At 35.9% G+C, this 23,062-nt stretch carries 24 protein-coding genes and 1 tRNA gene; 12 read left to right on the top strand and 13 right to left on the bottom strand.

Going from position 1 to position 23,062, the window contains the following annotated elements; all coding sequences use genetic code 11:
• Window positions 1-186: 186 nt before the first annotated feature.
• From A7A78_RS02115 to A7A78_RS02090, 6 genes are all read left to right on the top strand, one after another.
• The gene (locus A7A78_RS02115) at window positions 187-807 is read left to right on the top strand and encodes a hypothetical protein (RefSeq protein ID WP_131811085.1); all 621 of its coding nucleotides are present in this window, start codon (window positions 187-189) and stop codon (window positions 805-807) included.
• Between the two features lie 142 nt (window positions 808-949).
• Window positions 950-1,219, top strand: coding sequence for a DUF7660 family protein (locus tag A7A78_RS02110; RefSeq protein WP_068760897.1), 270 nt, complete (start codon window positions 950-952; stop codon window positions 1,217-1,219).
• Between the two features lie 210 nt (window positions 1,220-1,429).
• A complete protein-coding gene (locus tag A7A78_RS02105; RefSeq protein WP_068760758.1) occupies window positions 1,430-4,789 on the top strand; it encodes a sacsin N-terminal ATP-binding-like domain-containing protein in 3,360 nt (1,119 codons plus the stop codon).
• A 155-nt stretch (window positions 4,790-4,944) separates the two neighbouring features.
• A complete protein-coding gene (locus A7A78_RS02100; RefSeq protein ID WP_068760756.1) occupies window positions 4,945-5,451 on the top strand; it encodes a hypothetical protein in 507 nt (168 codons plus the stop codon).
• Window positions 5,452-5,607: 156 nt separating this feature from the next.
• Window positions 5,608-6,087: a hypothetical protein gene (locus A7A78_RS02095; protein ID WP_068760754.1), complete on the top strand. Its 480-nt coding sequence runs from the start codon at window positions 5,608-5,610 to the stop codon at window positions 6,085-6,087.
• A gap of 136 nt (window positions 6,088-6,223) precedes the next feature.
• Window positions 6,224-6,859 (top strand): hypothetical protein, encoded by a 636-nt coding sequence (locus tag A7A78_RS02090; protein ID WP_068760752.1) that lies wholly within the window; start codon window positions 6,224-6,226, stop codon window positions 6,857-6,859.
• A gap of 727 nt (window positions 6,860-7,586) precedes the next feature.
• Here A7A78_RS02090 and A7A78_RS02075 read toward each other — a convergent pair.
• The 3 genes from A7A78_RS02075 to A7A78_RS02065 all read right to left on the bottom strand — a co-directional run bounded on the left by A7A78_RS02075 (window position 7,587) and on the right by A7A78_RS02065 (window position 9,772).
• Window positions 7,587-8,264: a hypothetical protein gene (locus A7A78_RS02075; RefSeq protein ID WP_131811084.1), complete on the bottom strand. Its 678-nt coding sequence runs from the start codon at window positions 8,262-8,264 to the stop codon at window positions 7,587-7,589.
• 2 nt (window positions 8,265-8,266) lie between these two features.
• Window positions 8,267-9,643, bottom strand: coding sequence for a tyrosine-type recombinase/integrase (locus tag A7A78_RS02070; RefSeq protein WP_068760744.1), 1,377 nt, complete (start codon window positions 9,641-9,643; stop codon window positions 8,267-8,269).
• A 55-nt stretch (window positions 9,644-9,698) separates the two neighbouring features.
• Window positions 9,699-9,772: transfer RNA gene (locus tag A7A78_RS02065), tRNA-Met, on the bottom strand.
• A gap of 198 nt (window positions 9,773-9,970) precedes the next feature.
• Between A7A78_RS02065 and A7A78_RS02060 the strand changes: the two genes are divergently transcribed.
• Together A7A78_RS02060 and A7A78_RS02055 are read left to right on the top strand one after the other, a co-directional pair.
• Window positions 9,971-10,357, top strand: a complete 387-nt coding sequence (locus A7A78_RS02060) for an START-like domain-containing protein (protein WP_068760742.1) — start codon at window positions 9,971-9,973, stop codon at window positions 10,355-10,357.
• 55 nt (window positions 10,358-10,412) lie between these two features.
• Window positions 10,413-11,252: an aminotransferase class IV gene (locus A7A78_RS02055; protein WP_068760740.1), complete on the top strand. Its 840-nt coding sequence runs from the start codon at window positions 10,413-10,415 to the stop codon at window positions 11,250-11,252.
• On the opposite strand, the gene A7A78_RS02050 is transcribed toward A7A78_RS02055, so the two are convergent.
• The 5 genes from A7A78_RS02050 to A7A78_RS02030 all read right to left on the bottom strand — a co-directional run bounded on the left by A7A78_RS02050 (window position 11,249) and on the right by A7A78_RS02030 (window position 15,863).
• Complete coding sequence (locus A7A78_RS02050) at window positions 11,249-11,809, bottom strand: YqgE/AlgH family protein (protein ID WP_068760739.1); 561 nt, start codon at window positions 11,807-11,809, stop codon at window positions 11,249-11,251. The two genes, A7A78_RS02055 and A7A78_RS02050, sit on opposite strands and share 4 nt — an antisense overlap.
• Window positions 11,810-12,012: 203 nt before the next feature.
• On the bottom strand, window positions 12,013-12,285 hold the full coding sequence (locus A7A78_RS02045; protein ID WP_062620916.1) for an HU family DNA-binding protein: 273 nt from the start codon (window positions 12,283-12,285) through the stop codon (window positions 12,013-12,015).
• 181 nt (window positions 12,286-12,466) lie between these two features.
• On the bottom strand, window positions 12,467-13,417 hold the full coding sequence (fmt, locus tag A7A78_RS02040) for a methionyl-tRNA formyltransferase (protein ID WP_068760736.1): 951 nt from the start codon (window positions 13,415-13,417) through the stop codon (window positions 12,467-12,469).
• Window positions 13,418-13,422: 5 nt separating this feature from the next.
• Complete coding sequence (locus A7A78_RS02035; RefSeq protein WP_068760734.1) at window positions 13,423-15,321, bottom strand: RecQ family ATP-dependent DNA helicase; 1,899 nt, start codon at window positions 15,319-15,321, stop codon at window positions 13,423-13,425.
• The gene (locus A7A78_RS02030; protein WP_068760732.1) at window positions 15,318-15,863 is read right to left on the bottom strand and encodes an AAA family ATPase; all 546 of its coding nucleotides are present in this window, start codon (window positions 15,861-15,863) and stop codon (window positions 15,318-15,320) included. Before A7A78_RS02030 ends, A7A78_RS02035 begins: the two co-directional genes overlap by 4 nt.
• Window positions 15,864-15,946: 83 nt before the next feature.
• Here A7A78_RS02030 and A7A78_RS02025 point away from each other — a divergent pair, with 83 nt between their 5' ends.
• The 3 genes from A7A78_RS02025 (at window position 15,947) to murA (ending at window position 18,304) form a co-directional block, all read left to right on the top strand.
• A complete protein-coding gene (locus A7A78_RS02025; protein WP_068760730.1) occupies window positions 15,947-16,237 on the top strand; it encodes a DUF493 family protein in 291 nt (96 codons plus the stop codon).
• Between the two features lie 73 nt (window positions 16,238-16,310).
• On the top strand, window positions 16,311-16,973 hold the full coding sequence (locus A7A78_RS02020) for a DUF4290 domain-containing protein (RefSeq protein WP_068760728.1): 663 nt from the start codon (window positions 16,311-16,313) through the stop codon (window positions 16,971-16,973).
• Between the two features lie 17 nt (window positions 16,974-16,990).
• Window positions 16,991-18,304: a UDP-N-acetylglucosamine 1-carboxyvinyltransferase gene (gene murA, locus A7A78_RS02015; protein WP_068760726.1), complete on the top strand. Its 1,314-nt coding sequence runs from the start codon at window positions 16,991-16,993 to the stop codon at window positions 18,302-18,304.
• A 6-nt stretch (window positions 18,305-18,310) separates the two neighbouring features.
• On the opposite strand, the gene A7A78_RS02010 is transcribed toward murA, so the two are convergent.
• The 5 genes from A7A78_RS02010 to A7A78_RS01990 all read right to left on the bottom strand — a co-directional run bounded on the left by A7A78_RS02010 (window position 18,311) and on the right by A7A78_RS01990 (window position 21,817).
• Entirely contained in the window at window positions 18,311-18,898 is a 588-nt protein-coding gene (locus tag A7A78_RS02010; RefSeq protein WP_068760724.1) for a hypothetical protein, read from the bottom strand.
• A gap of 78 nt (window positions 18,899-18,976) precedes the next feature.
• Window positions 18,977-19,225, bottom strand: a complete 249-nt coding sequence (locus A7A78_RS02005; RefSeq protein WP_068760722.1) for a (4Fe-4S)-binding protein — start codon at window positions 19,223-19,225, stop codon at window positions 18,977-18,979.
• 110 nt (window positions 19,226-19,335) lie between these two features.
• Window positions 19,336-20,640 (bottom strand): cryptochrome/photolyase family protein, encoded by a 1,305-nt coding sequence (locus A7A78_RS02000; protein ID WP_068760720.1) that lies wholly within the window; start codon window positions 20,638-20,640, stop codon window positions 19,336-19,338.
• Window position 20,641: 1 nt separating this feature from the next.
• Window positions 20,642-21,337, bottom strand: coding sequence for an SDR family NAD(P)-dependent oxidoreductase (locus tag A7A78_RS01995; protein WP_068760718.1), 696 nt, complete (start codon window positions 21,335-21,337; stop codon window positions 20,642-20,644).
• Window positions 21,338-21,355: 18 nt separating this feature from the next.
• Window positions 21,356-21,817, bottom strand: a complete 462-nt coding sequence (locus tag A7A78_RS01990) for an SRPBCC family protein (RefSeq protein ID WP_068760716.1) — start codon at window positions 21,815-21,817, stop codon at window positions 21,356-21,358.
• A 399-nt stretch (window positions 21,818-22,216) separates the two neighbouring features.
• On the opposite strand from A7A78_RS01990, the gene A7A78_RS01985 reads away from it, so the two are divergent.
• The gene (locus A7A78_RS01985) at window positions 22,217-23,062 is read left to right on the top strand and encodes a DUF2911 domain-containing protein (RefSeq protein ID WP_068760714.1); all 846 of its coding nucleotides are present in this window, start codon (window positions 22,217-22,219) and stop codon (window positions 23,060-23,062) included.

The raw sequence follows: 23,062 nt of genomic DNA, 5'->3' as shown, positions 1-23,062 counted from the left end.
AAACCAAAAGGTTCGGGCGTATTTGCGAAGTCGCCAAATTTTTAAATTTGGCTTATTGAGAAAAAAAGATAATAAGGAAAATTTAAAAATTCGGCTTGTGTTTAACCGAATAGTAACTGTCTATTTTCAGCCCTACTGTTCTTATACAGAGCCGTTACCACACATTTGAGAAAAACGCTATTCATATTGACCATTTTGATTTTCCAACAAAGTCTTTACTCGCAAAAAGAAATTGTCGGAAAGGTTGAGTTTTACAAATCTAAAGCTACAGAATTCGTATTATTTCGGGATAAGGACGACCTATACACTAAAAATCTAAATAAAAGAAAGAGTAAAATCAAATTATTCCAAAGAGATAGTATCAAAGAAATCGAAACTAACTCAAGTGGAGTTTTTGTTTTAAAGACAACCTTAAAGGACTCTATTCGAATAATAGTAAATGAACATTCACCAGTCTTTAACGGACAATTTGAATTTGACTTCAATGAAATTAACGACACTTTAAAGCTTCGGATATCTGACAAAAAATTAGCTATTAAACTTGATTCTCAACTTGAACCTGAATTCTATAATAAATACAGCGAGAATCAAGCGAATGTGGATTTTGCAAATGGAAAACGTATAATTCTGGCAGTCGGAATTGATTGGCGAACGGACGAATCGACAAAAATAATTAAAGAAATTACCGAATTATACAATGTGAATTACAAGTATATTTTTGACCCAAGTCAAAGTGAAATGCGAATTTTGTATCGCTATAATGAGGTAATGAAAAAATTAATGGGAATAAATAAAAACGTGTGGTAACAACGTGTATAGCTCATTGCGGCTGAATTCCTAATCGGAATTCATTGCAATTTGCTATCTTTCGGTTAGGGCGGAAAATATTTGCGTATTTTCCCGCAACAAGCCATACACAAACCGTTGTGTGGCATTTGAAAAGACCAAAATGAACCTAACTGAATTACTAGAAAAAGTAAACTCGAAAAAAACTTTCTTTGAATTTGTCGCAGCATTAAAAAAGGACAAGGAAGACGAAGACAATAAAGAAAAGGTAAATCCAACTTCTCCGTATTCAAGTGGATTCAACGGCTGGGAAAATGAAACTATTCCTGACTTTCTTGACTCTATTCACGCATACGGACAAGACAATGAAGACATAGATCTAGATTGGAAAAGTTTTGCACTCTTGCTCTATTCAGGAAAGTTTTACGAATGACAAAAAAGGAAAGAAATAAAAAAACGCCACACAACAATACCTAAAGACTAATGCGGCCATTTCGTCTTCGGCAGACACAAACGCGGTTGACGATGACGATCTCGTTTCTTTTGGAACTTGCGAGAAACCGCACTAGCTTTAGCCAGAACGTTGGCGGTAATGCTAACAAGACCCTGCTAAACAATAACAATCATTTCATTTTGACAGACAATGATTCAAAAAGAACAAATACAACAAAGACGACAAGAGATTGCAGAAATCCGACACGCTGATAGTGTTTACAGGGATATTGTTGCCAGAGAAAATGAAAGAGAAGATTATGAGAAGCGTTGGTTTTGGGAATTACTTCAAAATGCAAAAGACTCGGTAGAAGAAAATCAAAATCTTAAAGTAAAAATTGAAATTTCCGAAAATCAAATTTCATTTTCACATACAGGAAATCCATTCGAGTTGGATGACATTCTAAGTTTAATCATACAAGGCTCTTCAAAAAACAACAAAGAAGGTAAGACAGGTAGGTTTGGAACAGGTTTTATGACAACATATCTTCTTTCCAAAGAAGTTTATATAACGGGACAACTTACAAATAATCAAGGTAGCTTTCATTTTTTATTAAACAGAAACGCAACAAACAATGAGCATTTCTATGAATTACAGCAAGAATCAAACAAACAATTTGATGAATCAATTAGAGAATTAAGCTATTTAGAAGAAGATGAATTTCAAACTAAATTCACTTATAATTTAGGAGAGAAAGGAAAATTAACAGCAAAAGTTGGATTACAATGTCTTGATGAATTAATCCCAATTACTCAACTTTTCAATGAGCAAATTGAATCAGTTATTGTAGTTGAAAACGGTTTGTCAAAGACATTCTCAAAGACCCTAATCAAAACCTACGAATTGGGTTCAATTAACGAATGGGAAATCACAACACTGATTGATGGTTCTGTAAATACCTGTCTAAAAGCTTACATTCAAAAAGATGAAAAATTTGATGCTTGTATAATAACCCAAGAAAAGAACGGCAGTGAAGAGATTTTTCCTTTAACAAAAAATTATCCAAGACTATATTACACATTTCCACTAATTGGAACTGAAGAAATTGGAATACCAATTATTATCAATTCAACTCAGTTTGACCCAAGGGTAGAACGTGATGGAATTTATTTAAAAAAAGCAACAGAAGGCGGAAACGAATCAAACAATAAAGAAATAATTAGTAAAGCATTATCTGATAGCTTACAGGCATTCGCAGAATTATTTAAAACCAAAAAAATAATTGGTATCTACGAATTGTTTGATTTCAAGATTTCCAAAGACCTCAAATGGGTCGACCAAGAATGGCTTACAACTATTAAATCCTCAACGATTAATTTACTTGCCGCAAAAGAAATTATTAATTACCACGGGGCTGATAACAAATTCACATCTCTAAATGAATTTACAATTCCTTTCACTGAAAAAGAAAACACCACAAAAGAACTTTGGGAGCTATTATCGGAAATTATTGATATTAAAGTTCCACTATCATCAGAATTGTTAAAATGGGTTCATATATCAGAGAGTATTACACAACTTAAACCCGATATTGAAAAAACCTATGACTTAAAATTCGTTTGGGGAGTAAATGAATTAATCAAATTCATTGAAAAAAAAGAATCACTTAAAGAATTAGAAAGTTCTATTACAGCAGATAAAAAATCTTGGTTGAATAATCTCTACTCCCTAATAATTAAGATAAAAGGACATTTCCCATTAGACATAAAAATCTGTCTAAATCAAAGAAATAAGTTTAGGGGTGCAGACGGCATTTATTGGGATAAATGCAATGATGATGAATTGATTTCAATTTCCGACTTAATACAATTGAATTTTTCTGACAAACTATTTTCAAGAGAAATAAATTTTTTGCAAATCAATGGAGTTGAAAATTACACAATACAAAATGCCATTAATGATTTAAAAGCCGAATTGAACGAGCTTGATGAAACTGACTTCATTAAGTCATCCAATCAGGAGTGTAATGCAAGGTTTTTAAAATGGTTAATATTAAAAGACCATAAAGAAATAATCAAAGATTTGAAGATACTAACAGGTGCAAGTAAAAAGATTGACGAAAGTTTTATTTATGACCATTTTCCTAAATTCGAACACCTTTTACTTACTCCAAAGCCATATTTTGAAGTAAACTTTCCTTTGTATTCAAGCTTAGTTAGGGACAAAGACTGCCTAAATGAAATATATAATCAATATTTGAATGAAGCAGACTACAACTTTTTAAATGAGAGCGGATTTATTCACATAAGTCCTTTAGTAACCAAAACTGAAACAGCAACGATAAAATTATTAGAACATTTAATTATCAAAGAATCTGACCTTAGTGTGTTAAGAGATGCAGAAGGGCAACTCAAATATAAATTTAAAATCACCTATTCCGACTTTGCCTATTTAACCGCAACAGACGGACATATTTACGGGAGAAACACAACACAAAAGTCAAGTTTAGAAAGATTTAAATTTCTTCTATCCGAAGCTGTAGAAAAAGACACCTTATTTGATTCAGATATTCAAGAAGTAACAATCGAAGGATTAGAAAATCCTATACACTTTAGAACGTGTTTTTGGGTATATCGTGCTAAGCGTCTCAATTGGGTAAATGTAAAAACCGAAAGTGAAGGTTCTGAAACGAAATTTGTAAGTGAAACTCCGTCCTCCAAGAATCTTTCGGAGATACTTAAAGGAGATGAAACTTTAGTAAAAACTATTCGTGGTTCAAGGAAACAAAATTTCTTAAACAAACTTGGTGTGGGTGTATCTGACCTAATTAGAAACACACTCCCAACAGACGAACTTAGATTAAGTTGGGACAAGGCTATTACGAATATGATTACAAGTGATGCTGACCCAGAACTTGTTCAAGAAATATTTAATGACCCCAACATAAGAAAGGAATATGAAAAAAGATTAAATGAGCGAAAACTCATTAACCGTAACCAAAAAATCGGGAAACTAATTGAAGATTTATTTAAAGAATATATTGAGCAACTTAAAAAAAGTGGAGTCATTATAAATATTGAGAGAGAACCATTTGGAAGTGATTATATACTAACTGAAGAATCATCAGATTTAGTTAATAACGAAAATCAACGAGAAGTATTTAGAATAAACAATTGGCTTGTTGAATTAAAGGCGACAGGCAAGGAACACGCTTCTATGACGCCATTGCAAGCAAAAACAGCAACTGAACAAAAAGACAATTATTCTTTAGTAGTTGTGCCATTAGACGGAACAGAACCAGACATTGAATATCTTAGAATAAATGCAAAAGTAATAAGTAACATTGGTCATAAAATTGACACTGTATTTAGTGACTTCAATGACGTTGAAATCAAAAAAAACAATCTAAACAATGGACAAGACGGAATATCTGTAAATATTGAAGACCAAAACATACGGTTTAGGGTTAGTTCTACCGTTTGGAGTTCAGGTCAATCAGACATTGAAACATTTATAAGAAAGTATTTCACAGTTTTAGCCGAAACCAACAATGGGACGACAACAAATTAAAAAAGAAGCACATACCGCCAACATCACCTATACGCAAGCAGGGGTTTCGTGCTTCGTAGGACAGATAAGTGGTAAAGTTAAAGTTCAGTTCTTCGTAGGAAATTCAGTGGTTAAAATCCCTGCCTGCGTATAGCTGAGAACCGTTGCCTACAATTATGAAAAAAATCCTGCTAATCATAATATTTTGTTCATTCGGTGGACTTTTCGCTCAAGAAAAAGTCGGGCTGAAAGAAATTTATGTGGAAAATAATTTGGCGTATAAAGTGGCGAATGACCAATTATTTTCTGGACAAGCGCAAAAAGTTCGCAAAAATGGACATTTGGTGTACGAAGAATATTATGAAAAAGGAATTCCGATTAAATCAATACTTTATTACAACGGAACGGAAAAACCAAAACCTGTAGAGCTGACAGAATTTTACGAAAAAACGTTTGATAAGAAAAAAGTAACCAGATACGGATTATCAAAACCAACGATGGAGTTTAAATTCTATGACCAAAATGGAAAGAAAACTCTTATTGAAAAATACGAAAATGACAAGCTGACTTACCGCTGCGAATATTTGGATAACAAAAAACACGGAACAGAATTTTGCATCAAAGATGACGGAACGGAATTGGAAATCGAATATCGGAATGGTAAGAAGGTTGCGCAGAAATAACTGTAGGCAACAATGTATAACCGCAATTACGGCGGATTCGACTGCGTCCGAATCCACTCGGAATTGCTAACGTCTGTGCCAACCCGAAAATTAACGCATATTAACCCGTAACTAACGGTTATACGAAACCGTTGTGCGTCATACTGACTCAACCATATGAAAATTGAATTTGACTACATATTAGAAGAACACGGTTGGGCAGTTGGAAAGCTCAAATCGAGAGATTTTTCGGCTGAATTTAATGCTTCATATCTTCACGATACTCTGAATTCTATTATCAATGCACTAATCGGACTTTTGACTGACAGAAATAGAGTTGTGATTCCTTTCTACGAAGAACCTGGAGAACACCAAATAATAATTGAAAAAATTGATTCCACCAAAATTACGATTGAATTAAAATGGTACGAGGATTACGCAACTGAATATATGAATGATGCGGATAAATATGAATCTTTATTCAAAGGAGAAACAACTTTAAAAAGTTTAATCTCTAACGGATTTAACTCAATAAAAAGAATATTAGACGAAAACGGAATTGAAGGCTATAAAGAAAAGTGGAGGCACGAATTCCCAATTTCTGACTATAAAAAACTGACTGAATTAAAAAGTACGAACGCACAACATCGGCTATAGTTCATTGCTTCTGACTTTCCTTTCGGAAAGTCCTCGCAAATTTGCTATCTTCGGTTTACGGCGGAAAATCCTCGCGGATTTTCACGCAACGAAACCATAGCCAAACACGTTACCTGCAAGCTAAAAAAACATATAGATGAAACAAAAACTATTGATTTTTCTATTTGCGATTCTTTCCTCGAGTACTTTCGGACAGACTAATCCAGAGGATATTATAATTGTCTATGATTCATTAAATCCACGTGGAAAAATAATTTTGAAAAGCGAATTAGCGTCTAATTTAGATTCTTTGAGCACCCATCTTGTAGATGACAAAAGGATTGAATTATTGACAAAAAAAGATAGCTCAACAATAAAAAAATTATTAATTGGAAATTGGAAACTAGAAAGTGCTAAGCGAATAAATGGAAAAACCTTAAACATACAAACCCCCGACCAAATCAGATTTGATGAAAATCAAAACTTCATCCAAAATTTAAAAGGTAAAATTTTAAAAGGAGAATGGTTTGTGAAGCAAAACCCTATTGGAAACCTTCATCTAAAATATAATGAACGACAATTTTTAATAACAGATGAGGAATTAATAAAGCAATTACCTGAAGAACAAATTGAATCTATGAGTTTTAATTCCGATATCCTATCAATAATGGAAATCGACAAAGAACATCTTATTTTTGCAAATTTCGTACTTGAAAATGCTCAGGATTTTGATAATATGTTTTTCAGATTAGTATTAATAACATACATCAAAACGGATAAAGCCAGCAGGTAACAACGGCTATAGTTCATTGCGGCGGAATTTTCTACCGAAAATTCTCGCCGTTTTGCTATCTTTCGGCTACAGCGCAAAAGTCCTTCGGACATTTTCCGCAACGAAACCATAGCCTAAACGTTATGTGTGATTTAAAAACGACTTTGAATTGAAAAAACTGCTGATAATAATACTTTCTACAATTTTAGTTTCATGCGGAATTAAAAAAAACAACACGGAATTTGAAAAAATAACTATTGACAAAGAATTAAATAGCAATCTGTTTAATTCAATCGAATTTATGCTCAATCCTTTGACTTTGAAGACGGAATCTGGATATGATAATGTTCCTGACTCAACTCAACTCAATATATCATAAAATCTAATGCAATTGTAAATAACGACAGTTTAAGATTAATGAGATCTACGGAATTAAAACGAACTGACTCTGATACTCTTGAATTGAAGATTTTTGAGACTAATCCAGCGTATAGTCAATATTTGACGATAAAAATAGCCGACAATCAATTCAAATCGGATTTTAATTATTGGGTATCTGGTCCAGCAATTGACCCAAAAGTAATAACGCTTGAACAGGAATTGAAATTCCTAAACAAAAAGGAGAAATGATTTTTGAAATTTTTTATTTCAAAGGAATTTGTGAATCGGATTGCAGCGGAGAAATTGAAATAAAAGGAGATTTTAAAGCCGAATTGGAATAAAAACAAACAACAATGCCTATAGCTCCTTACTTCTGAATCTTTTTTAAAGGAATCGAAAAAACTGTTTCCAATAGAAAATCCCGTGCCGCTTCATCTGAAATAATTGCAATGCCATCCGTTGATCGCACCTCCAATCCGTCCCGTTGCAATCCCTTTGATTGCAATGAAAATGCTTCCTTAACCGTAGGGTTTTTCAATAAACTTAGGTTTGTAATGTCTTCCAACCTGTACGGTTGGTTGTTGGTTATCTTCAACATCTTGACCAACTCATTCCGATGTTCATCCATTGCATTTTGTTGGGCAAGAAATGAATTGTACAGAACCAATGTTTCATTTGGAAAATATGCTTTTACATTATCGCATAATAGGGTTGAAACATAACATGCAACATTCACCTGTTCCATATATTTTTCCTGTAGGTACGTATAGCTTCCTTCATCCATAATGCTTTTTTGCCTGAGCAGGTAGGAAACGGTTCTTTCCAGTTGGAACCTCTTTGCAATAATATTCTCCAATGCCTCAGGATTTTGCAATAGCGTTGTATTTCTATCTTTCGAGAGATATAAAAGCTGGTCTGCGTAGTCATTAAGTGGAAAATTGAACATCTCCTGAATTTCATCTACGATCAATTCACTTGGCACATAAAATACCGATTGCGACATCAACCGCCTATAAAGTTTTATAAATATTTTATAAGTATCCATAGTTATAACATATCTGAATAATCGGCTGGCATTTCGGCATCAATGGTACGCAGGTATTTTTCAAGTGCGGTCATTGTGGTATGGCCAGTAATCAACATCAACCTGCTTTTTGCGGAAAATGGTGCCTGTTCCTTTATCAGCTCATTGTACAATTTGGTAATGTAGGTGTGCCTAAAACTGTACAGTCCATAATTCTCATTGAATCCAAAATGATCCTTTATCACTTCCTTGAACCGTTTTGAGAAATAGTCCCTTCTGTTTGCCAGCTTGGATTCCCAATGTAGTCCAATTCCCTTTGGGGAGAACAAAAGATTTTCCTTTGGGAGCCCAGAAAGGTCTGGCAGTGCATCTATTAGCAACTGGGGCAATATTTTGGTCTTGTAGGGCTTGTTCTTTGCCTTAAAACGGATTCTTTTATTGGTTACGTCAACATCTTCCACTTTTATCCTGCATGCTTCAATTGGTCTTAAAAATGCGTAGGAAATAAATTTTATATAGAGTAGGAGCAACGGGTCGCGTTCTTCTAGATATAAAAATATTTTTTCCTGCTCCTTTAGGGAAAAACCTCTGTTGCGGACTGGAACGGAGCGTAGTGGCGGTATTTTTTTTAGATAGTTCTCTGCAACAAGATCATTGTCTTTCAACGTCTGGAAAAGGCTGCTCAAATCTATTCTGTAGTTGTTCCTGTTCCTTGCGCTTGTCCTTCCAAGAATATCATTGAGATAGGTATTGAGGTGTTGCTTTGTCAACTGCTCCATTGCAACTACAGTTGGCTCATTTTCTTCCAGCCATTTAAGAAGATGCTTTGCTTTGTAGGTATAATCCGCAAGGGTTCGCTCGTTTACTACATTCTTCTTTATGGATAATGCCTGTTGCAATGCCATTTCAACCGTAAGCGTTGCATCGGCGTTGCAATTGGCACTTTCCAATTTTTCTGGGTGAATGGTAGGGTTTCCAGTGTTTCCTTCCAATACAGACTTAATTGAAATTGGGGTGTTGTCTGTCATCAATTGTTCGGTTGCAATAGCGTTTTTGGCGGGAACTGAATTTTCTTCTTCCTTTTTTAGATTCTGGTAAAGTGCTGTGTTGTCATTATAGGGGCTGTACCCTTGCTCCAATAATTTTAAAAGATTTCTAGCATAAGTGGAAAGCACATACATCCTTTCCTCGAAAGTCGAAAAGGTATTTGTTATGCCATATACATTTTTTTGTCTTTCAAGCTTGCCACTGATCGGATTTCGAAAAGAATAATAGACATACCAACGCTTGTTGAGGTCGCCGTTGGCATTGTAGATTTTTGGTGCAGAAAATTGCTTTTTGTGTTCCAAATCGTGTTCAATTCTGTGTTCCAAGGTAATAAATTCGAGAATAGATTCCATAAAAAAAACGGTTAGGAATGAACCTAGCCGTTTGTTTTTGGCACTTTGACCTTTGTAGCGAGAGCGAGACTTGAACTCGCGACCTCCGGGTTATGAATCCGACGCTCTAACCAGCTGAGCTACCTCGCCATATTTTATCGCGCAATGCAAAGCATTTTACGCAAGCGGGTGCAAAGATAGAAACAAAATCATCTGTGGCAAATATTAGGTTCTGTTTTTATTGAAATTATTTACACTTTTGAAACTTCAATCTACTGAAAAATTTTCAATCTTTCATTTGAGGTTAAAATTAATATATATATATTGGGCATCAACTAACGAACAGCTATGGAAGACAAAATTAAATATGAAATGGAATTTCCCATTCAGGTTTCCCCTTCATTATTATACCAATATATTTCAACCCCTTCCGGTCTTTCGGAATGGTATGCAGACAACGTAAATTCCCGTGGTGAGTTTTACACTTTTATCTGGTCCGGCAGCGAAGAGCGAGCAAAATTGCTCAGCAAAAAAAGCCCCGAACGAATCAAATTTAGATGGGTGGAAGATGAAGGCGAAGAGTTCTATTTTGAGCTTCGCATTCAAGTGGATGAAATTACCAAAGACGTTTCGTTGATGGTAACGGATTATGCGGAGGAAGACGAAATTGAAGAGGGAAAAATGCTTTGGGACAATATGATTTCAAACTTAAAGCAAATTTTGGGATCAGTATAAGAACCCTATAAAATATAGTATCTTTGAGCCGTCTTAAACAAAGGCGGTTTTTTTTATGGTAAATCTGAACGGAAATCTTACGGAAAAAGCAAGTGTTTCATTTGATAATCGCGGGTTGAATTATGGCGATGCTGTTTTTGAAACCCTCCGCTTTTCCGGCGGAAAAATATATTTCTGGGAAGACCATTATTTTCGCTTAATGGCCTCCATGCGAATTCTGCGAATGGAAATTCCAATGAATTTTACGATGGAATTTCTGGAAGCGGAAATTTTAAAAACAATCAATTCGGAAGAAAAAAAAGGTGTAGGATTTCGCATAAAACTACTGGTTTGGCGTAAAACAGGCGGAAAATACACCCCAAATACAAATGAGATTGAATATTTAATTTCAACTGAAAATCTTGAAACACCTTTTTATGTTTTAAATGAAGGCGATTGCGAAGTGGAGCTTTTTAAAGACCATTATGTTGCTTCCGGACTACTTTCAACTTTAAAAAGCAATAATAGACTTATAAATATTTTAGGGAGCATTTACGCGAAAGAGAACGATTATGAAAATTGTTTGCTATTGAACGAACACAAACAGGTAGTTGAAGCACTTAATGGAAACATCTTTTTGGTTTCGGGAAATACAATAAAAACACCCCCTTTGGCGGATGGCTCCCTTAACGGTGTTACGCGAAAGCAGCTTATTTCAATTTTGGGAACCATGGAAGATTTCAAGTTGGAAGAAACCTCAATTTCTCCTTTTGAGCTTCAAAAAGCGGATGAAATTTTTATTACGAATGTTATTCAAGGAATTGTTCCAATAACAAAATACCGTAAAAAAGAATTTGGAAATACGATAGCAAAAACGCTATTGGCAAAACTGAACCTAAAAGCGCGGATGGGTTAGTTGAAACTTGGGTTTTCAGGGGCGTTGGACCATAAAATATAATCCCCGCCAAACTCGATCATTTTTTCTTTCCAAAAATTGATGTTAGTTTTCCCAATAATGGTATTGTTATAATTATTTGGAACCACCACCCAGCTGTTCACTTCAAGTTCCTGTTCTAGTTGGTCGCTTTCCCAACCTGAATAACCAAGAAAAAAACGTATTTGTTCTTTTTTAAGTTTGTCTTCTTTAAGCAGGTCTATAATGGCGCTAAAATCACCACCCCAATAAATACCATTGGAAATTTCAATACTGTCCGGGATAATTTCAGGAATACAGTGAATAAAATAAAGGTTGTCTTGTTCCACCGGGCCACCGTTATAAACGGGAAGTTTGGAATTCACCTCTGGAACGAAATCCCGAAGCTTGTGCTCTAAAGGTTTGTTTAGTATAAACCCAACAGAGCCATTCTCATTATATTCAGCCAAAAGCACTACAGATCGGTTAAAGGAAACATCTCCAATAATGGAAGGTTCGGCAACCAATAACAGTCCTTTGGCAGGTTTTAAGGTGGTCATATAGTTTTTTTGGTCAAATAAATCTAAGTATTAAATTTAAGATTACCAAAAATTTACTAAATCGATGTTTAAGATAAATATTCTTTATTAAAATCGCGAATTTTTAAAATTTCAATAATTCGCTCAATTTCAGCGCAATAAAAAATCCTTCTTTCCAAATTAATGGTAAGAAGGATTCTTGTTTTGTAAAATATTATTTACAATTAGTTTACGCTGTTTTGTAAATCTGAACCAGCTTTGAACTTTACTACTTTCTTAGCAGCAATTTTAATGGTTTTACCAGTTTGAGGGTTTCTTCCTTCTCTAGCAGCTCTTTTTGATACTGACCAAGATCCGAAACCTACAAGGGACACTCTGTTACCTTTTTTAAGGGATTTTTGTACGTTACCTAAAAAAGACTCCAATGATTTCTTTGCAGCAGCTTTAGTAATTCCGGCATCAGCTGCCATTGCATCGATTAAATCTGATTTGTTCATAATTTTTTTAAATTAAATTGTTGGTTAAACTTCGATTAATTGCCCTACAAATTTAACAGGAATATCCGTTCAGGCAAGTAACCACGCTGTAAATCCCTATTTTTGTTGATAACTTGGGTGGTTTGTTAATAAACATGCGCCCATTTTTCACATTTTTAATGAAATCACTGATAACAAGGGTTTACATAAATTTGGAATCTTCCTCAAAAGAATAGCCATTTAGAAGTGACGAAACATCCATTTTGCGTTTTCCCGGAAGTTGAAGTTCTTTAATGTTGATGTACCCATCCAAACAAGCTGCTTTCAGTTCTTTTTTTGAGGTTTGAATCGTTCCTGTTTTAAAATTGTGATTGGTCTTTTCAAAATCCGCAGTGTATATTTTAGTTTTCAACTCTTCCTTATTATTATAAAGAGTTGACCAAGCTACAGGATAGGGGGAAAGTCCGCGAATAAAAGCATCTATCTCTTTTCCTGATTTTGTCCAATCTATCTGTGTGTTTTTTGGAGTAAGTTTGGGCGCTTCCTTTAAAGTATCACTTTGTGGTTGTGGTTTGGGAGCAGCGATTCCCTTTTCAATTAATTGAAGGGTTTCCAAAACAAGCTCACTGCCTGTTTCCATTAATTTATCGTGAAGCGTTTCTGCAGTTTCTTTATTTTCAATTGAAACTTCTCTATTTGCAATGATATTTCCAGTATCAATCTTTTCATCAATAAAAAATGTGGTGACGCCAGTTTTGTCTTCATTGTTGATAATTGCCCAATTTATGGGCGCTGCTCCTCTATATTGTGGCAAAAGTGAAGCGTGTAGATTGAAAGTTCCCAATTCGGGCATTTGCCAAACTGCTTTTGGAAGCATACGGAAAGCCACTACAACTTGAAGATTGGCGTTTAAATCCCTTAGTTCTTTGAGAAAGGATTCGTCTTTTAAATTTGTGGGCTGAAGAATTTTCAAGTTTTGGGAAACTGCATATTCCTTTACTGCGGAAGCCATTAATTTTCTCCCTCGTCCCGCGGGTTTGTCGGGGGCAGTAATTATTCCTACAATATTTTTACCGGCCTCAACCATTTGTTTTAAGACCCCAACGGCAAAATCTGGGGTTCCCATAAACACTATTCTTAAATCGTTCGGCATACTTTTCAGTTTAAAAAATATTTATTTTTCGGGTCAATTTTTATTTTTCCGGCATCCATCAATGCGCGAATTACTTTTAAAATGTCGGCTTCGGCAAAAGTAAGTCTTTCTGAAATTTCCCGCGAACTTAAATCATCGCCTTCAAGTAGCAGCAAAATTTGTTTTGCAAGTTGTTGCATCTCCTTTCTTGACAAATTATCGTTTTGCTTTTTGCAAACGGAACAAATTCCACATTTTGCGGCTGTGGTTTCTCCAAAATAGGAAACCAATTGAACGCTTCTGCAGGTTTCGGTGTTTTCAATATAATGTATTACTGAATTTACCTGCGCTACTTTTTTTCTGTTTAAAGCTTCCACTTCGCGCGAAATAACGTTTATGGTTTTTTCGTCTTCCCTCGGCACGAGAAAGGTTAGTGTGGCATCGGTTATTTGCAGCATCATTTCCACAACTTGGTCGCGTTCCATTTTTTTTAAAACCGAAATAATAGTTTCAATGGATTGCCCGGTTTTGGAGGCAATTAAATCCAAATTTATTGAGGTTGGCATTTCGAAAATCCCCCCGTAAATCCTCAGGATGGTTTTCCCTATAACGGACGTAGTAATGTCTTTTTCAAAATAATTTAAAACCTCTTCGGAAGTAATCAAAAACTGTACGGTAGATTTTCGCCCAAATTCCTGTGAAAGCTGTATAATCCCCAATCGGTCCAAACTGTTGAGCGCATTATAGGCAAGTAAAGTGTTGAGATTATAAGTTTTACTGAATTCAGAAAAACCGAAATTGTGTTTTGTGTATTCGCCTTCACCGTAGGGAATCTGAAAATAATTGTTCAGGGTTCTGTAAATCTTTTTCAAATCGGAAGTCGTTGGCAGCGATTCCACAAATTGTTGTTTAACATATATTTTGTCGTACTCATTATAAAGAAGCACTGCGGAAGCATATTCGCCATCGCGCCCAGCCCGGCCTGCTTCCTGAAAATAGCTTTCCAAACTTTCGGGAATCTGAAGGTGGATAACAAAACGAACATTGGGGTGGTCAATACCCATGCCAAAAGCGTTGGTTGCAACCATTGTTGAAATGGAGCCGTTTCGCCACGTTTGAAGTTTTTGGGCTTTTTCCTTGGCGGAAATTCCACCGTGATAAAATGTTGCTGAAATACCCAAACTATTTAATTGATCACTTATTTCTATTGTACTTTTTCTATTTCTGACATAAATAATTGCAGAACCGGAACTGTTTTTCAGCAATTGTTCCGTCCTGTATAATTTGTCGTCCTCCTTAAAAACTTGGTACGAAAGATTTTCACGGACAAACGAGTCTTTGAAAACCGCGGGAAGCTCCATTTTTAATTCGGAAATGGTATCTTCCAACACTTCTGGCGTAGCGGTTGCTGTAAGCGCAATAATTGGAACCAAAGGATGTATTTCGCGAAGAATAGTAATATTTTTATATGCTGGCCGGAAATCATTTCCCCATTGCGAAATGCAGTGCGCTTCGTCAACCGCAATTAAATTCACATTCATTTGCTTGATGTAATTCTGAACTATCTCTTGTTGCAATCTTTCGGGCGAGAGATAGAGAAATTTGTAATTTCCGTAGAGCGCGTTATCAAGCAAAGTGTTCAGTTCGTCAAAAGAAATTCCGCCCGTTAGTTTCAAAGCTTTTATTCCTTTTTCCTTTAGTGCATTCACTTGGTCGCCCATCAATGCTACCAAGGGCGAAACCACGATGCAAATGCCATCCATTGCCATTGCCGGAATTTGGAAACATAAGGATTTTCCGCCACCAGTGGGCAATAATGCCACGGTATCCTTTCCGTTCAATACGGACGTAATTATTTCTTCCTGCATCGGTTTGAAGGAAGTGTAGCCCCAATATTTGGTCAGGATGTTGTGGACATTCGTCAAATTTTTGCTTTCAGTTTATTTAATATGTAATCCACCCGATCTTTAATGGATCCAACGGGCACTTCGTAAACATGATAGCCATAATCTTCGTAACCTTTTTTTAAGAAATCGAAGATTTTTTCTGCCTGCTCAAAAGATTCATAACGCTCATTGTCTTGTTCGTAAATCTCTTCCCAAGGGGGAAGTACGAATATTTCATCATATTTATTCTCAAAACAAGTCTCAGAAAAATTTGTTGGATAATGAACGTTTACAAAATCCATATAGGCCGTAACATCTGGCATTCCGCGGTCATAAAAAAGTACCGGTGCTGCGCAATCGTTGCTTTCGTGAAACTGTTTCAACCTTCCCTCCAGCAATTTTTCACTGAAAAGAATGGGGTTTTCTAAAAATAATTGTTCAACGCCTTCTTTTTGTGCTTCAAGAATAACCGCTCTTGAAATTTCGTGCTTTACCGGATAGCCTTCCTTTTCCAAATAATTTATCAATACTGTTTTTCCTGAGCCCGGTCCACCCGTAATTACAATTCTTTTTGCTTCCAAAAGTTTGAATTTTATACAAAGTAAGTAAATAAATATTTGTGGTGAAAGTGTATCTTTGTTGCACACATAGCAATATTTTTTTGATGGATCAGGACAAGAACACTATAGAATTTTACGAACGCCTAAAAAAACAACTTGAGGAAGATACCACATGGCCCTCGCCATATCTTTTCAAATTTATAGTTCCCGCCAATCTTGAAAAAATTGCTGAAATAAGAGCTATTTTTGACGCTACCGATGCTGAAATAAATACCCGTGATTCTGCGAAAGGAACCTACACAAGCGTTTCCATAAAAGTAACTATGCAATCTCCGGACGAAGTAGTGAAAAAATATCTTGAAGTTTCCAGCGTTGAAGGTGTTATTTCACTATAATTTTTAGTATTTTGCACGGGAAACGATTTTCAATCTTTCCCAATACAATAACTCTTCCCTTAACAACAACATTTTGATACAAGAAGTAGCACAGATAGAATATAATACAGAACGCCCAAAATTGATTATTCCGGAATATGGCCGCCATATCCAAAAAATGGTCGATCAGGCTATAGCAACGGAAGACAAGCAGGAGCGCAATAAAATAGCAAAAAGCATAATCGCGGTTATGGGTAATCTAAATCCGCACCTTCGCGATGTTCCTGATTTTCAACCGATGCTTTGGGACCAACTTTTTATTATTTCAGATTTTAAGTTGGATGTGGATTCTCCCTTCCCGATTCCTTCCCGTGAGGAACTTATGGAGCGTCCGGAACCCTTGAAATATCCGCAAAATCATCCAAAATACCGCTTTTACGGAAATAATATTAAAAGGATGATAGATGTTGCAAACAGTTGGGAAGAAGGCGATAAAAAGGAAGGGCTTATCTTAACTATTGCCAATCACATGAAAAAATGTTTCCTGAATTGGAACAAGGACACTGTGGAAGATGACGTGATTTTCGAACACCTTTTTGAGTTATCCGGCGGAAAAATTAATCTTAAAAACAGTGATGAGGATTTAAGTGACGCTTCCAATTTATTGAAAAACAAGAAACGTTTCAATACCAATAATTCTGGGAAGAAAAACTACAAATCAAACAACAATAACAATCGCAATCGTAAGCGTCACTAAAATTCCAATCTTTATTTATGGGAACTTTTCAAATTGAAGGAGGGCACAAACTGAAAGGCGAAATTACGCCTCAGGGAGCCAAAAATGAAGCATTACAAATACTTTGTGCAGTTTTGTTGACACCGGAAAAAGTGATTATTGAAAATATTCCGGATATTCTTGACGTCAATAAATTAATCAAGATTTTAGAGAATTTGGGTGTAAAAATCCAAAAACTTGGAAAAGGAAAATTCGCTTTTACAGCTGATGAAATAAATCTTGAATACCTTGAATCGGAACTTTTTAAGCAGGAGGGGAGCTCCCTTCGCGGTTCTATAATGATTGTTGGTCCATTATTGGCAAGATTTGGGAAAGGTTATATTCCTAGACCCGGCGGTGATAAAATTGGAAGAAGAAGACTCGACACCCATTTTGAAGGATTTATAAATCTGGGGGCAAAATTCCGTTACAACAAAGAAGAACGTTTTTACGGAGTTGAAGCTCCAAAAGGTTTAAAGGGAGCGTATATGCTTTTGGACCAAGCCTCGGTAACAGGAACTGCAAACATTGTTATGGCAGCAGTTTTGGCTAAGGGCACAACCACAATTTACAACGCAGCCTGCGAACCATATCTTCAGCAATTATGCAAAATGCTGAATTCAATGGGCGCCAATATTTCTGGTGTTGGCTCCAATCTTTTGATTATTGAAGGCGTTAAAAGTCTTGGCGGATGCAAGCACAGAATCTTGCCAGATATGATTGAAATTGGCAGTTGGATTGGTTTGGCGGCAATGACCCGAAGTGAAATCACAATCAAAAATGTAAGTTGGGAAAATCTGGGATTGATTCCTGAAACCTTCCGAAAACTTGGAATAAAGCTCAACAAAAAAGGGGATGATATTCACATACCTTCCCAAAAGGAATACGAAATTCAAGGTTATATTGACGGTTCCATCCTTACTGTGGCTGATGCTCCTTGGCCAGGTTTCACGCCAGATCTTTTAAGTATTGTTCTTGTAGTTTGTACGCAAGCAAAGGGTAGTGTGCTTATTCATCAAAAAATGTTTGAAAGCCGTTTGTTTTTCGTAGATAAATTGATTGATATGGGCGCAAAGATTATTCTTTGCGATCCGCACCGTGCAACGGTAATTGGACATAATTTTCAGTCAAACCTAAAGGCTACAACTATGGTTTCGCCAGATATTCGGGCAGGAATTTCATTGTTGATTGCAGCACTTTCAGCTCAGGGCACGAGTACAATCCACAATATTGAGCAGATTGACCGGGGTTATGAAAATATTGATGAACGGCTTCGCGCCATCGGGGCAAAAATCACAAGAACAGAACCTTAAGAGATTTTAGGCTTTACGGTTTTTGTTGATCTCGTCCTGTAGTTTTCTTCGAAGTTTTTGTTCGCGCTCCAAACTGTTTCGGCGGTAATCTTCCAGTTCCATTTCCATTTCAACCATTTTAAGCTCCGCGGCATTGGTGATTTTTGTACTGTTTAAAAATCTATAAAATAGAAAACCTCCAAATAACAGCAATAAAGCGATAATGCTCCACATAATGGCATTATAGGTAGTTTTGGATGTTAAAATACCGAAGATTGCTATTCCGTCTTCTTTTTCTTTTGAGGTAGTTAAACTCTGTTGGGTGTTTTTTAAATTCTGTCGCAGCGAATCAATTTCACTTTTTTGTTGCTTCAATTCGCTATCCTGGCTACTTATTTTTTTTTCCAAGGAAGAGACGGAATCTAAAATATTTCGCTTTAAAGTGGCAAGCTGTGTTTTTTTAACAACCTTATATTCTTGATAACTGTTGCTTTTATCAAAAGCATCCGTCATTTGTTCGTTTAAGGTGTTTTTTTTGACTTGAATTGTATCCTGCGCAGTTATGTTCAGGGTAAAAAGAAATAGGGGAAGGGTTAAAAATATAATCTTCTTCATGTTTTCAGGTTTGTGTGCAATGCTTTATTTAACAGTGCAAGAGTAGAAAAAATTGTGCACAACCACCCAAAATTCACTTCAAATTACAAAATCTTTAACAAACTCCCTCTTTTTTACGGGCGTACATGCGAGTGCCCCGGATGGGCATTTTTTTACTTGTGAAATAATTTTTTTTGTGCTCGCACCTTCTAAATCAATCCAGGGAATGACTGAAGTTTTGAACACTGAAGAAAGACCTTTAGCACAAGCTTCGGCATGAATGCAACGGCTTGGTTCATAAGTAACTATAACTTCACCATTACTGTATACGTTTTTGTAGGTTTCCATAAGTTTACAATTTGGGTTTTGTAAATACCAATGTTAAATTCTCGATAAAACTACATATTTTATCGATATAATACACAAAATAGGAATAATCGTACATAAATTAACATATTTTAAGAAACAGCTTTTTTATATACTTGTAAGCATCTTTCCCGTGCTTCTTTATGGTCAACTATTTTTTTCGGATACTTATCAGTTTCAAATTCAGCAACCCATTTCTTTATGTATTTATAATCTTTATCAAATTTTTCAATTTGTGTAGTGGGATTGAAAATCCTGAAATAAGGCGCGGCATCAACCCCGCTTCCTGCTGCCCATTGCCAGTTGCCCACGTTGCTGGACAATTCGTAATCCAGTAGTTTCTCTGCAAAATAGGCTTCGCCCCAACGCCAATCAATCAAAAGGTGTTTGCAAAGAAAGCTAGCAACCACCATCCGCACCCGGTTGTGCATATAGCCGGTTTCATTAAGTTGCCGCATTCCGGCGTCAACTAACGGATAACCTGTTTTTCCTTCTTTCCATTTTTGGAATTCTTCCTCATTGTTTCGCCATTCAATTCGGTCGTATTTCTTTTTAAAGGCATTTTCTACTGTTTCAGGAAAATGCCAAAGAATTTGCATAAAAAACTCCCTCCAAATAAGTTCCTGCCAAAACACTTCGTTCTTTTCCGCAATTGCTTTCTTAATCATTTTACGGATACTAACAGTTCCAAAGCGAAGGTGTGGCCCCAGATGTGAAGTCGCATCCTCAGCGGGAAAATTTCGGCGCTTTTCATATTCCTGAATGGTTGTTGGCGTAACATCATATTCAGGAATTTCAACCTTAGATTTTTCAAAACCAATATCGCCTAACGAAAGGTTCGGAAGTCGTGAATTTTGATATAGATTTTTTAAAAAATCATTGGTGTAATATATCTTTTCAGTATACTCTTTTCTGAATTTTTCCTTCCACTTTTTCATATACGGTGTGTACACAATGTACGGATCGCCATCATCTTTCACTATTTCGCTCTTTTCAAAAATAACCTGATCCTTAAAGGTGTAAAATCCTATTTCCTTTTCGGTGAGTAACTTTTCAATAGCTTCATCGCGTTTTTTTGCATAAGGTTCATAATCGTGATTGGTTATCACGTTTTGAACTTCAAATTCTGAAATCACTTTTTTGAAGACGTCTATTGGTTTGCCGTGATAGATTGCAATACTACTACCTTTTTCCTGCAATTCATTGCGCATTTTTTGGAGGATTTCAAAAATAAAAGTGACACGGGCGTCATCTTTTGAGAGCTCGTTGAGTATTTCAGAATCAAATATGAAAAGTGGCAGTACTGGAAATTTTCCGTGAAGCGCTTTGTAAAATCCCACGTTGTCATCCAACCGCAGATCTCTTCGGAACCAAAAGATGTTTACTTTTTCAGCCAATTTAATTAACGTTTAAAGTTGAAAGTCCGCCGTCAACCCCAAAGACTTGACCCGTAATCCATTTAGATTCATCATTTAAAAGAAATGACGCCATTGCTGCAATATCTTTTGTAGCTCCCACTTTTTTCAATGGGTGACGCTCCGCCATTTTTTCTTTTTTGGCATCATTATTTAAAAGTTTTGAAGCTAAAGGCGAGTCTGTTAAAGAAGGCGCAATTACATTTACCCTAAAATTGGGCGCATATTCCGCAGCCAGCGCTTTGGCAAAACCTTCAATGGCTCCTTTTGAAGCCGCGACACTTGTGTGAAAAGGCATACCCACTTTTACGGCAACGGTGCTGAAAAAAACAATACTTGCTTGCTCGGCATTTTTAAGTTTGGGCAACAAACCGTGAACTATGCGAACAAGCGAGTGAAAATTTAGCTCCATATCCTCATGGAATGTTTCGGGACTCATCATTTTAAAAGGTTTCAAATTGATGCTGCCTGGACAATAGACGAGGCCGTCAATTTTTTCGGGCAAATCTAATTTTGAAATATCATCGGTTAGTGCATCAAAGGAATGGTGTTTTATAACTTTAGGAATATTTTCGTTGCTCCGCGAGGCAATAATTACATTGTGATCTTTTTTAAGATTGTCGGCAATTGCAGCTCCAATTCCGTAAGAACCACCAATTAAAAGTATATTTTTTTGCATTGTTTTCTATTTTTGAAATTACATAGCGCCGAAAAGTTCCACCAATTTATTTTTTCGGTATTCAAATATTTCATCCAACTTCGGCTTTATCAAAAAAGGATGCACAAACTGACCGAGAAACCCAAACGGAAGTTTGTAATGAAGCAAATCTTCCATTTCAACCCCGCCTTCAATTTCTTTTATAAAATGTTTGTGGTGCCACAATGCATAAGGCCCGAAGCGTTGCTCGTCCACAAAATATTCTTTGTCAACGACGTGGGTTATTTCGGTAACCCATTTAGTTTTGAGGCCGAAAATAGGCGTAACAATATATTCAATAATCTGCCCTGCAAACATAGACCTGTCTGCACCAGACTGAATATGGAAGCCCATATAATCTGGGGTAATAATTTTTAGGTTTGCTGGATTTGACAAAAAATTCCAAGCCTCGCCCATAGTAATGGGAAGGTTTTGTTTTGCGTGCAGCGTGTAAATTTTCATTCAAGCTTTTATTTATCTTGCTTGATAGAAAGTTTCCTATTCATACGTACCAATCTGTAAGTGTTCATTTCCACGGCTTTCCTTGAAAACCTTGTGCGGAATAGTGTGAGTAATTGCTTCAACATAATTTTTTGTTTAAAAATACTTTGTTTTAGTAAATGATAAAAAGTTTAAACAAAAGATTAACAAATTAATAAAGTCTTGTTGGACTTTGAAATAAGACTGAGGTAAGAAAATATCAACTTTATTACTTTACATAATACTAATTTTCTGTTGCTAGATGAAAATTTCCCCACTGTAATATTGCATTAGCACATTTTATTTAGGCTTTTCTTAACTTTTTAAAACATTCCAAATTGTATTTTCGTGTGAAGATATAAACCACTAAAAATCACTACCATGAAAAAGATTATTTTACTTTTTTCCGCTTTAATGCTAACCGTTGGCATTCAGGCGCAAATTCAAACTCCACAACCCAGTCCGTTTCAAAAAATTGAACAAAAAGTAGGTCTTACAGACGTAACCTTAGAATATTCAAGACCTTCAATGAAAGGCAGAACTATTTTTGGCGGTTTGGTTCCTTATGATGCTATGTGGCGCACGGGAGCTAATGCCAATACAAAAATCACTTTTAGCGAAAACGTTGAAATTGGTGGTAAAACTGTTAAAGCAGGTTCATACGCTATTTACACAAAACCAAGCGCTTCAAGTTGGGAGGTATATTTTTATAACGACACAAACAATTGGGGAACTCCGGAAAAATGGGATGACAGCAAGGTAGCGGCACAAGTTTCTGTACAAGCGTATCCAATGCCTATGAATATTGAAACTTTCACAATGAGTTTTGATGAGTTGAAGAACGATTCTGCAATGTTGGGTATTCTTTGGGAAAAAACCTATGTAGGCGTACCGATTAAATTTGGAACGGATAAAGCAGTTACAGATAACATCCAAAAAGTTATGAATGGCCCAGGGGCAAATGATTATTACTCCGCGGCAGTTTATTATTTAGAATCAGGAAAAGATATCAACCAAGCCAAAACTTGGATTGATAAATCTATTGAAATGAACAAGGAGCCTGCTTTTTGGCAACTACGCCAAAAATCTTTAATCTATGCAAAAGCAGGAGACAAAAAAGGGGCTATTGAAGCCGCCAAAAAGTCTATGGAGCTTGCAAAGGCTGCTGGCAATAATGATTATGTTGCTTTAAACCAAAAATCTTTAAAAGAATGGGGAGCAATGTAA

This window comes from Aequorivita soesokkakensis, from assembly GCF_001641085.1.
Classification (GTDB): domain Bacteria; phylum Bacteroidota; class Bacteroidia; order Flavobacteriales; family Flavobacteriaceae; genus Aequorivita; species Aequorivita soesokkakensis.
Note: the sequence above shows the minus strand (reverse complement) of the source record. Positions and strands in the feature narration are given on the sequence as shown.